Source organism: Pseudomonas kribbensis, from assembly GCF_003352185.1.
Lineage (GTDB): Bacteria > Pseudomonadota > Gammaproteobacteria > Pseudomonadales > Pseudomonadaceae > Aquipseudomonas > Aquipseudomonas kribbensis.
Map to the genome: position 1 here is coordinate 6,035,433 of NZ_CP029608.1, position 11,323 is coordinate 6,046,755.

Consider the following 11,323-nt stretch of genomic DNA (forward strand, 5'->3'; position numbering starts at 1 on the left):
ATTCGCATCCGCAGTCAAAACAAGAAATCTGGAGCTCTTGAATGTTTGCTTTCTTTCGACCTGCCGCACATCAGGCTCCATTGCCTGAAGAAAAAATAGACAGTACCTACCGACGCCTGCGCTGGCAGATCTTCGCCGGTATCTTCTTTGGCTACGCGGGTTACTACCTGCTGCGCAAAAACTTCTCCCTGGCCATGCCGTACCTGATCGACGAGGGTTACACCCGCGGCGAACTGGGTCTGGCGATGTCGGCCATCGCCATTGCCTACGGCTTGTCCAAGTTCCTCATGGGCCTGGTCTCCGACCGCTCCAACCCGCGCTACTTCCTGCCGTTCGGCCTGCTGGTTTCGGCGGGGGTGATGTTCATTTTCGGTTTCGCACCTTGGGCAACGTCCAGCGTGACCATGATGTTCATCCTGCTGTTCATCAACGGCTGGGCCCAGGGCATGGGCTGGCCGCCGAGCGGACGGACCATGGTGCACTGGTGGTCGCAGAAGGAGCGCGGCGGCGTGGTGTCCGTATGGAACGTGGCGCATAACGTCGGCGGTGGTCTGATCGGCCCGCTGTTCCTGATCGGCATGGGCCTGTTCAATGACTGGCACGCAGCGTTCTATGTACCGGCGGCGGTAGCCCTGGCGGTGGCGGCATTTGCCTTCATTACCATGCGTGACACCCCGCAATCGGTTGGCCTGCCGCCGATCGAGAAGTACAAGAACGACTACCCGGAAGGCTACGACGCCAGCCACGAAGACGAATTCAGCGCCAAGGAAATCTTCGTCAAATACGTGCTGCGCAACAAAATGCTCTGGTACATCGCCATGGCCAACGTGTTCGTCTACCTGCTGCGCTACGGCGTACTGGACTGGGCGCCGACCTACCTCAAGGAAGCCAAGCATTTCGATGTCGACAAGACTTCGTGGGCCTACTTCTTCTATGAGTGGGCGGGCATTCCGGGCACGCTGCTGTGCGGCTGGATGTCGGACAAGATCTTCCGTGGCAACCGTGGCCTGACCGGCATGGTGTTCATGGCCCTGGTGACCGTGGCGACCCTGGTTTACTGGCTGAACCCGGCCGGCAACCCGACCATCGACATGATCGCGCTGTTCTCCATCGGCTTCCTGATCTACGGCCCGGTGATGCTGATCGGCCTGCAGGCGCTGGAACTGGCACCGAAGAAAGCCGCCGGCACTGCCGCAGGCTTCACCGGTCTGTTCGGTTATCTGGGTGGTTCGGTCGCGGCCAGTGCCGCCATGGGCTACACCGTGGACCACTTCGGTTGGGATGGCGGTTTCGTGCTGCTGGTGGGCGCTTGCCTGCTGTCGATGGCCTTCCTGGCCCCGACCCTGTGGCACAAGCAAGTCGCCAGTCAGAGCCGCGAAGCAGTCGCCTGATCGGCTTTTGACTTGCAGCGCTTGAGCCGCGCCTCCAGATTCCGGTCTGGCATGGCGTGGCTGCGCAGGGCGTGGGCGGTCTGCTCGACATAATCGCGAGTGGTCCCATAACGCCCGCAAGCGCTTTCGAACACCTGGCTCAGCACGTGATCCGGCAGATTGCCGGCATAGCTGGGCAGGTGTCGCTCCAACACGAATCCCAACGCCTGTACCTGGCTGCCATCTTCGAGACGGCAGTTGAGCCAGTGTGGCCGATAGGACGGGAACGGCATCTCGCGTTTCCACAGCGCATACAGCGCACTGTCGAGGTTGTCTTCCGGCAACCGATAGGCAAAGCCGCTGCACGAACCGCCGCGATCCAGACCGAATACCAGCCCCGGCATTTCCGGTGTACCGCGATGTTCGTGGGACCACAGATACAAGCCGCGATGGTAGCCATGCACCCGCCCGCGCACCCGCTCCACCGCCGAACACTCAGGCCGCCAGATCAGCGAACCATACGCGAACAGCCACACCGGCCCGCCCTTGTGGCGTGCCATGGTCGATTGCATGGAAGCGAGAAGTTGTTCGTGAGTCAGCTGCGGACCCAGATCGAGCCGCGGAGGGTAAGCCAGATTCAGAAAAGCAGATTCTATGGCTGTCATGACGGAAGTGTTCGGCCCCGCAAGTATTACAAGATGTAAGCACAATTCGCTTGATAGAACATATAGCAGTAACTGTAAAACGAAAAGTGCTAAAGGATGTATGACACCTTTGATAGCGCTAATTCGGGGTTATCCGCGAGGGCTATCTTGTTTGATATAGCCTAATACCATTGCGCAGATATCTTAAATACCCGAATGAAATATCGTTAAGCCCTCTCTTCGTTCAGGATTCGTTCATGAAGTCCCGGGATTTTTCCTACTAAAATTTCGGACTTCCCATATTTACCGTCGCTGATCGCCTGCGTAAAACGGCTTTCCTCTGGCGCAAGCCAACCCGTTCAACCGAGGCTGCACGATGAACACAAAGAGGCTTTTGGCCGCACTTTTATTGATTCAGACCGGCCAGGCACTGGCCACGGATGACGCCCGGGAAGACAAAGGTTTCTGGTACGCACAAACCAGTGTCTACACCAAACATTACTCACCCGACCCCGAACACAATAATCATCAGGACTTGATCGGCATTGAACGCAATCAGGCTTCCGGCTGGGTATTTGGCGGGGCAACTTTCCGTAACTCGTTCAGCCAGCGCTCCAATTACGCCTATGCCGGCAAACGCTTCGAGAGCGCAGATTATCCGGTGTACGTGAAACTCACGGGCGGGTTGCTGCAGGGCTATCGGGGTGACTACAAGGACAAGATCCCGCTCAATCACTTCGGCGTTGCACCGGTGATCATTCCGTCGATTGGCACCCACTATGGCCCGCTGGGCGCCGAGCTGGTGTTTCTCGGCGCCAACGCGGCCATGGTGACGACGGGCGTACGCTTCTAAAGCGACTCAGGCAGGCTCAATCGTGCGGCTCAAGAGCGCGGCGCATACGCAAACACGTCGGCGCGCATCTGGTGGGCATCCATCCCGGCTTCCACCAGCGCATCCAGCGTGCCGTAGACCATCGCCGGCGAGCCGCTGGCGTAGACGTGCAGCGATTTCAGATCCGGGAAGTCCTCGCACACCGCCTCATGCAACATCCCGCAGCGCCCTTCCCAGCCGCACTGGTCGCTGACGACCTTGTGCAGGAACAGGTTGGGCAGCTTCAGCCATTCGTCCCAATGCTCGATTTCGTAGAAATCTTCCGGACGACGCACACCCCAGTACAAATGCACCGGATGCTTGAAGCCGTTGGCCCGGCAATGTTCGATCAGGCTGTGGATCTGCCCCATGCCGGTGCCGGCGGCGATCAGCACCAGCGGCCCGTCCGGCAATTCCGCGAGATGGGTGTCGCCGAACGGCAGTTCGACCCGCACCATCGAATTGCGCTGCAGTTGCTCGATCAGGCTCAGGGCACTGGCTTCGCGGGCCAGGACGTGGATTTCCAGATCTCGCCCACCGTGGGGCGCGGAAGCCATGGAGAAGGCGGACTTCTCGCCGCTCTCGCGTTCGATCATCAGGTACTGACCGGCGTGATAACGCGGCGGCTTGCCGGCCGGCGCCCGCAGGCGCACGCGCCAGGTATCGCCACCGACGTCCCGGCATTCGATGACCTGACACGACAGGCTGCGCACCGGCAGTTCTCCCAGCGCAAGCACGCCATCCCACAGCAGGATGCAGTCTTCCAGCGGCTGCGCTATGCAAGTGTAGAACTCGCCGTGGTCATGCACCTTGCCGGCCTGTTCGACCCGGCCTTCCACCAGCAGCGCTGCGCATACGTGACAATTGCCGTTGCGGCAGCTTTGCGGGCATTCGTAGCCCAGGCGCCGCGCACCATCGAGAATCCGCTCTCCGGGCCGTATCTCGAGCACCGCTCCGGAGGGCTGCAGGGTTACACGCATCAATCTATTCCTAACTGATTCCAGATGGCATCGATCCGTTGGGTGACGGCATCATCCTTGACGATGACGCGGCCCCATTCGCGAGTGGTTTCGCCCGGCCACTTGTGGGTGGCATCCAGGCCCATTTTCGAGCCAAGTCCCGACACCGGTGAAGCGAAGTCGAGGTAGTCGATCGGCGTGTTGTCGATCATCACCGTGTCGCGCTTGGGGTCCATGCGCGTGGTGATGGCCCAGATCACGTCGTTCCAGTCCCGCGCGTTGATATCGTCGTCGGTGACGATAACGAACTTGGTGTACATGAACTGTCGCAAAAACGACCAGACACCCAGCATCACGCGCTTGGCGTGGCCCGGATACGACTTCTTCATCGTCACCACGGCCATGCGGTACGAGCAGCCTTCCGGCGGCAGGTAGAAGTCGGTGATCTCCGGGAACTGCTTCTGCAGGATCGGCACGAACACTTCGTTCAGCGCCACGCCGAGAATCGCCGGCTCATCCGGCGGACGGCCGGTGTAGGTGCTGTGGTAGATCGGCTTGATCCGGTGAGTGATGCGCTCGACGGTGAACACCGGGAAGCTGTCGACTTCGTTGTAGTAGCCGGTGTGGTCGCCGTACGGGCCTTCATCGGCCATCTCGCCCGGATGAATCACACCTTCAAGGATGATTTCGGCGGTGGCCGGCACTTGCAGGTCGTTGCCACGGCACTTGACCAGTTCCGTGCGGCTGTCGCGCAGCAGACCGGCGAAGGCGTATTCGGAGAGGCTGTCCGGCACCGGAGTGACCGCGCCGAGGATGGTCGCCGGATCCGCGCCGAGGGCCACGGACACCGGGAACGGCTGGCCCGGGTGCTTCTCGCACCACTCACGGAAGTCCAGCGCGCCGCCACGGTGGCTGAGCCAGCGCATGATGACCTTGTTGCGGCCGATCACTTGCTGACGGTAGATGCCGAGGTTCTGCCGGTCCTTGTTCGGGCCCTTGGTGACGGTCAGACCCCAGGTGATCAGCGGCGCCACGTCGCCCGGCCAGCAGGTCTGCACCGGCAGCATCGCCAGGTCGACGTCATCGCCTTCGATGACCACTTCCTGGCACGGCGCGTCTTTGACGACTTTCGGCGCCATCGCAATGATCTTGCGGAAGATCGGCAGCTTCGACCACGCGTCCTTCAAGCCCTTCGGCGGCTCCGGCTCCTTGAGGAACGCCAGCAGCTTGCCGATCTCGCGCAGTTCGCTGACGGACTCTGCGCCCATGCCCATGGCGACCCGCTCGGGGGTGCCGAACAGGTTGCCGAGCACCGGAATGTCATAACCGGTGGGCTTCTCGAACAGCAGCGCCGGGCCCTTGGCCCGCAGTGTGCGGTCGCACACCTCGGTCATTTCCAGCACCGGCGAGACGGGAATCTGGATGCGTTTCAACTCTCCGCGCTGCTCAAGCTGCTGCACGAAATCCCGAAGATCCTTGAATTTCATTGACGATGGCACCCTCAAAATAGGCGTACATCCTACCTGCTATGCCGGTCGCTGGCAGCCCGTCACTGCTTACTTGACTGCATTCACCTGGCCGTTACCCGGATTTTTACCGGCCTGCAGGCTGACAAACAGCGGTTCGAGGATCGGCGCCACGAATCGTGCGCCGGTTTCCGACAGGTGATTGTCATCCTTGTACAGCGAATAGCCGTCGAGCTCGGCGCGACACAGACCGTTTTCGTCGCACAGCCGTGGCGCCGGATCGATCACCTGCACCCTCGAATCCCGCGCCAATTGAGCGAACAACCGGCTGATGAATGCCTGGCGCTTGTCATGCTCGCCGATGGCCAGGCCGACGCCATCCACCGGGTGACCCAGCATTGCAAGGCGTGTCAGGCGGTACGGCGGGCTGAACGGCTGCAATGGCGCCTCTTTCACCAGCCAGACCCGATGCCCGCTCTCACGCAATTGAGCAAGTTGCGCGCGCAGGCCTTCGGCCAGGCGTTGCTCAGCAACGGCACGGTCGTATTTGCCGTCCGGCATTCTGAGTGCATGGTCGAGATCGCCTTTGGCGTCGCCATACAGATAGAGGCTCCAACGCGCGACCAGTACCACATCGCTGATGCGTTGCGCGCTCAATCGCTGCTCGACACGCCGATTGAACCGCGTACAGGCCGCATCGGTTTCCAGCCCTTCGACCGGAATACAACCGGCAGAGCTGGCAAGGATCACACTGACGCCATGGGCTTGCGCCCCCTCCTCCAGCACCGGAATGAATGCCGTTGCGTGGCTGTCACCCCAGACCAATGCCTGGGCTGGCAGGTTTTCCACACCGTAATGGCAGAACAGCTTGTCGTCCGGTGCCTTGTCATCCGTCAGGCACGCCATCAGCTCCGGCCGCCACTCGTGGCCCCTGGCATATTGCAGCGCCTGTTCAGACAGGCGGGACGGCAAGCCATCGGTCCAGCGCAGGGCTTGCCCGGCCAAACCGAGCACCAGGATGCCGCAGAAACCGGCCAGCAGAACCTGTCGACGCCCGGCAGGCAGGCGACGCTCGCGGAACGGCGTTTCAACGAACCTCCATGACAGATAACCCAGCACCAGTGTCAACAGGATCAACCCTGCGATGTCCAGCGCACCCGGTTCCTCGACGCTGGCATAGCTGGAAAACACAAACACCGGCCAATACCACAAGTACCAGGAATAGGAAATCAGACCGAGGCCGACCATCACCCGACTGCTCAGGAATTGACCAACCAGCGTCTCTCGATGACCGTTGGCCAGGATCAGCGCCACCACGCCCAGCACCGGCAACAGCGCGGCGACACCGGGGAACGGCGTGTGTTTGTCGTATCCGAAGACGGCCAGCAGGATCAACGCCATGCCGAGCAGGCTCAGCCACTGCGCGGCTATCGGTTTGAGTCGCCATGAATGCCGGGGCGCCACGGCGAGCATCGCACCGGCCAGCAACTCCCACGCCCGCATCGACAACAGGAAGAACGCCTTCTCCGGGTAATGCCGGACCGCCCACACGCTCAGCCCGAAGGACAGCAACAATATGCCGAACAGCGCCAGCCGCCAGTGTTTCAGTCGGCTCGACAGCAAGGTCAGCAACAGCGGGAAAAGGATGTAGAACTGCTCTTCCACCGCCAGCGACCAGGTATGCAACAGCGGCTTGAGATCCGAAGCGACGTCGAAGTAGCCGTCCTGACGCATGAACAGAATGTTCGAGACGAAGGTTACCTGGTAGCGCACCGAGCGCCCGAGCTCTTCGTAGTCCTTGGGCGCCAGCAGGAACCAGCCCACCGCCAGCACTGCAATGATCATTGCAAACAGCGCCGGCAGGATCCGCCGGGCACGCCGTACCCAAAACTCGGCCAAACTGAAGCGCCCAGCCTGGCGCTGGCTCCAGATGATCGAGGTGATCAGGTAGCCGGAAATCACGAAAAACACGTCCACACCGACAAAGCCGCCGGTGAATCCCGGGACACCGAAATGAAACAGCACCACGGCAATCACAGCGACTGCGCGCAAGCCGTCGATATCCCTTCGATAAGCGAGAGTGCTCATAAACCTGCCAATGCCAAACAGTTGATTGTTTTTTGTACAGTTTGTGCATTTTTTTACTGGCGCTCATGCGTGTGGTCTTTCGATGCGCCAACCCAATGACCTTAGCCGACTCAAAACCTTCCGTTATCGGACAAAAAACAGGCAAAAAAAAGGCGCCCCCTGGGGGACGCCTTTTTCCGGACTCGACCGACGATGTTACTTGCGCTTCATCGACAGGAAGAATTCGTCGTTGGTCTTGGTCGTTTTCAGCTTGTCGACCAGGAACTCGATGGCCGCCACTTCGTCCATCGGGTGCAGCAGCTTGCGCAGGATCCACATGCGCTGCAGTTCGTCGTCGGCGGTCAGCAACTCTTCACGGCGAGTGCCGGACTTGTTGATGTTGATGGCCGGGAACACACGCTTCTCGGCGATGCGACGGTCCAGAGGCAGCTCCATGTTGCCGGTACCCTTGAACTCTTCGTAGATCACTTCGTCCATCTTCGAGCCGGTTTCAACCAGCGCGGTGGCGATAATGGTCAGCGAGCCGCCTTCTTCGATGTTACGCGCGGCACCGAAGAAACGCTTCGGCTTCTCCAGGGCGTGGGCATCGACACCACCGGTCAGCACCTTGCCGGAGCTCGGAATCACGGTGTTGTAGGCACGGGCCAGACGGGTGATGGAGTCGAGCAGGATCACCACGTCCTTCTTGTGTTCGACCAGGCGCTTGGCCTTCTCGATCACCATTTCAGCAACCTGCACGTGACGGGTCGGCGGCTCGTCGAAAGTCGAGGCAACCACTTCGCCGCGCACGGTGCGCTGCATCTCGGTCACTTCTTCCGGACGTTCGTCGATCAACAGCACGATCAGGTGAACTTCAGGATTGTTACGGGCGATGTTCGCTGCGATGTTCTGCAGCATGATCGTTTTACCGGCTTTCGGCGGTGCAACGATCAGACCGCGCTGGCCTTTGCCGATCGGGGCGCACAGGTCGATCACTCGACCGGTCAGGTCTTCGGTGGAACCGTTGCCGGCTTCCATCTTCATGCGCACGTTCGGGAACAGCGGGGTCAGGTTCTCGAAGAGAATCTTGTTCTTCGCGTTCTCAGGGCGATCGAAGTTGATCGTGTCGACCTTGAGCAGGGCGAAATAACGCTCGCCTTCCTTCGGCGGCCGGATCTTGCCAACGATGGTGTCACCGGTGCGCAGGTTGAAACGGCGGATCTGGCTCGGCGAGACGTAGATGTCGTCAGGGCCGGCGAGGTAGGAAGCGTCAGCGGAGCGCAGGAAGCCGAAGCCGTCCTGGAGAATCTCCAGCACGCCATCACCGGAGATTTCCTCACCGCTTTTAGCGTGCTTTTTCAGCAGGGAGAAAATCACGTCCTGCTTGCGCGAACGGGCCATATTTTCTATGCCCATCTGTTCGGCCAATTCGAGCAGTTCGGTAATCGGCTTTTGCTTGAGTTCAGTCAGATTCATATAGGAATGACGTAATCATTTATGGAGGGGGGAAATTAAGCTTTTGGCTTAATGAGGCCGCGCCGCGGAGAAGGCGACAGGATCGCGTACTTGTTCGAAAAGGAGTGCGTCGGCGACGGCTAGCAGGGGGCAGTGGAGAAACCAGTGCGGGGCCGAATGTATCACCTGAGTTTCGGAGCGTCTAGCCCTGAATACGCAAAAAGCCCCGCAATTTGCGGGGCTTTTTGAGGACAGTCTTTACCGCGACGCTTAGATGTTGGCGTCGAGGAAAGCAGCCAGTTGCGACTTCGACAGAGCGCCGACCTTGGTCGCTTCTACGTTGCCGTTCTTGAACAGCATCAGGGTAGGAATACCACGTACGCCGTGCTTGGCCGGGGTTTCCTGGTTCTCGTCGATGTTCAGTTTGGCAACGGTCAGCTTGCCTTTGTAGGTCTCTGCAATCTCGTCCAGAACCGGAGCGATCATTTTGCAAGGGCCGCACCATTCAGCCCAGTAGTCGACCAGGACAGCGCCTTCGGCCTTGAGTACGTCGGCTTCGAAGCTAGCGTCGCTAACGTGTTTGATCAGATCGCTGCTCATGGAATTCTCCAGGTTGTAAGCAAAAAAACGTGGCCCATCATAGCCGCCCTTCCCTTGTTCAGGAAGCCGCAGATGATTGAGTCTTGCTATGGCACTCGATGAGTTTGGGTATAGCTCAAGTCACGCGCCGGCGGGGGCGATGAAGGCGATTCCGGTGCGCAGCGCCGCGTTGCGCACGTGCTCCTGCATGGCTTTCTGGGCGGCAGCGGAGGCCCGGCGGGCCAGGGCGCGGAGGATCTTGCGGTGTTCCTGCCAGGTTTCCATGGCCCGTTCGGCGCGGATGAACGGTAGCTTCTGGCTCTCCAGAAAGATCTCGGCGCTGGCGGTGAGGATGCTCAGCATCGCCTGATTGCCGCTGGCCCGCAGGATCCGCTGGTGGAAATCGAAGTCCAGTTTCGCCGCCGCCTCGAAGTCGCCGGCACGCAGTTGCTCGCGCATGGCGGCGACGTTGTCTTCCAGCTCGTCCAGGTCGAACGTGCTCAGCGTCACCGCCGCCAGCCCGGCCGCGAAGCCTTCCAGCGCATAGCGCAACTGGAAGATCTCCAGCGGCGAGGCCTGGGCTGCGAACGGCCAGGCCGGCGTGCCCTCCCCGCGCGGCAGTTCCACTGGCGACTGCACGAATACGCCCTTGCCCGGCTGGATGCTGACAACGCCCAGCGCACTCAAGGACGACAACGCTTCGCGCAATGACGCCCGGCTGACCCCCAGCTGCACCGCCAGATCCCGTTGCGAGGGCAGCGCATCGCCGGGGCCGAAGCCCTGCTCGGTAATCAGTTTGCGGATCGCTTGCAGCGCCACTTCGGGTACGGCGCGGGAGATCGAGTTCATGGTTTTCCAGACGGACCAGGCCAAGGTGCGGCCAGTTGTAAAGCTATTCGAGGCATCAGGCAAGTCGTGCCCCAGCGGGGTTCGACGGTGCGCATCGATGCGCTATCGCAGTGCGAAACCCGACCTGACTGTTCAGACCAGTAAGACCGAACAAACCCGCTAAACCCGTGGCTTTGCGGGGCCGAACCGCTGGCTTGGCACGGCCCGTGCTCTGTCCGATCGCAGATTTCACTTCCCGCCGATCCGGAGATTGTCCATGACGAAGCGTTACAGCGCCCTCCTCGCCGCCCTGTTTGCCGGTCTGATGCTGAGCCAGGCCCCCGCCCATGCCGACGGTCTGGACGACGTGGTCAAACGCGGCACCTTGAAAGTCGCCGTGCCTCAGGACTTCCCGCCCTTCGGCTCGGTCGGCCCGGACATGAAGCCGCGCGGCCTCGATATCGACACCGCGAAGCTGCTGGCCGAGCAGCTCAAGGTCAAACTCGAGCTGACCCCGGTCAACAGCACCAACCGCATCCCGTTCCTCACCACCGGCAAGGTCGATCTGGTAATTTCCAGCCTCGGCAAGAATCCCGAGCGCGAGAAGGTCATCGATTTCTCCCGCGCCTACGCGCCGTTCTACCTCGCCGTGTTCGGCCCGCCGGATGCAGCCGTCAGCACCCTGGACGACCTCAAGGGCAAGACCATCAGCGTCACCCGTGGCGCCATCGAAGACATCGAGCTGACCAAGGTCGCTCCCGAAGGCGTGACCATCAAGCGCTTCGAAGACAACAACTCGACCATCGCCGCCTACCTCGCAGGCCAGGTCGATCTGATTGCGAGCGGCAACGTGGTGATGGTCGCAATCAGCGAAAAGAGCCCGAAACGCGTGCCGGCGCTGAAAGTGAAGCTCAAGGATTCGCCGGTCTACGTCGGCGTGAACAAGAACGAGCCGGCGCTGCTGGGCAAGGTCAACGAAATTCTGGCCAGCGCCAAGGCTGACGGCGCGCTGGAAAAGAATGCGCAGACCTGGCTCAAAGAGCCGCTGCCGGCCGACCTCTGACCGGCGACGCGGGAGACTTTC

Annotated in this window: 10 protein-coding genes; 3 read left to right on the plus strand and 7 right to left on the minus strand. The window is 60.7% G+C overall.

All coding sequences use genetic code 11. The features are described 5' to 3' along the window. Positions 1–41 precede the first annotated feature (41 nt). Positions 42–1,391 carry a glycerol-3-phosphate transporter gene (gene glpT / locus DLD99_RS27705; protein WP_085708965.1) on the plus strand — a complete coding sequence of 450 codons (1,350 nt, stop codon included), beginning with the start codon at positions 42–44 and terminating at the stop codon, positions 1,389–1,391. Here the strand turns inward: glpT and DLD99_RS27710 are convergent. Then, a complete protein-coding gene (locus DLD99_RS27710) occupies positions 1,367–2,035 on the minus strand; it encodes a gamma-glutamylcyclotransferase (protein WP_085708964.1) in 669 nt (222 codons plus the stop codon). The two genes, glpT and DLD99_RS27710, sit on opposite strands and share 25 nt — an antisense overlap. Positions 2,036–2,390: 355 nt before the next feature. Between DLD99_RS27710 and DLD99_RS27715 the strand changes: the two genes are divergently transcribed. Then, a complete protein-coding gene (locus DLD99_RS27715; protein ID WP_114886227.1) occupies positions 2,391–2,867 on the plus strand; it encodes a sn-glycerol-3-phosphate transporter in 477 nt (158 codons plus the stop codon). Between the two features lie 29 nt (positions 2,868–2,896). Here DLD99_RS27715 and DLD99_RS27720 read toward each other — a convergent pair whose 3' ends face one another. The 6 genes from DLD99_RS27720 to DLD99_RS27745 all read right to left on the minus strand — a co-directional run bounded on the left by DLD99_RS27720 (position 2,897) and on the right by DLD99_RS27745 (position 10,260). Further along, on the minus strand, positions 2,897–3,865 hold the full coding sequence (locus DLD99_RS27720; RefSeq protein ID WP_085708962.1) for a CDP-6-deoxy-delta-3,4-glucoseen reductase: 969 nt from the start codon (positions 3,863–3,865) through the stop codon (positions 2,897–2,899). Then, complete coding sequence (ubiD, locus tag DLD99_RS27725; protein ID WP_007951823.1) at positions 3,865–5,331, minus strand: 4-hydroxy-3-polyprenylbenzoate decarboxylase; 1,467 nt, start codon at positions 5,329–5,331, stop codon at positions 3,865–3,867. Before ubiD ends, DLD99_RS27720 begins: the two co-directional genes overlap by 1 nt. A 69-nt stretch (positions 5,332–5,400) precedes the next feature. Further along, complete coding sequence (locus tag DLD99_RS27730) at positions 5,401–7,398, minus strand: acyltransferase family protein (protein ID WP_114886229.1); 1,998 nt, start codon at positions 7,396–7,398, stop codon at positions 5,401–5,403. A 195-nt stretch (positions 7,399–7,593) separates the two neighbouring features. Then, positions 7,594–8,853, minus strand: coding sequence for a transcription termination factor Rho (rho, locus tag DLD99_RS27735; RefSeq protein ID WP_007951825.1), 1,260 nt, complete (start codon positions 8,851–8,853; stop codon positions 7,594–7,596). Positions 8,854–9,102: 249 nt separating this feature from the next. After that, positions 9,103–9,432: a thioredoxin TrxA gene (gene trxA / locus DLD99_RS27740; RefSeq protein ID WP_003206727.1), complete on the minus strand. Its 330-nt coding sequence runs from the start codon at positions 9,430–9,432 to the stop codon at positions 9,103–9,105. A gap of 120 nt (positions 9,433–9,552) precedes the next feature. Next, complete coding sequence (locus DLD99_RS27745) at positions 9,553–10,260, minus strand: FadR/GntR family transcriptional regulator (RefSeq protein WP_114886231.1); 708 nt, start codon at positions 10,258–10,260, stop codon at positions 9,553–9,555. Between the two features lie 256 nt (positions 10,261–10,516). Between DLD99_RS27745 and DLD99_RS27750 the strand changes: the two genes are divergently transcribed. Further along, positions 10,517–11,302, plus strand: a complete 786-nt coding sequence (locus DLD99_RS27750) for a transporter substrate-binding domain-containing protein (RefSeq protein WP_114886232.1) — start codon at positions 10,517–10,519, stop codon at positions 11,300–11,302. The last annotated feature ends 21 nt before the right edge of the window (positions 11,303–11,323 follow it).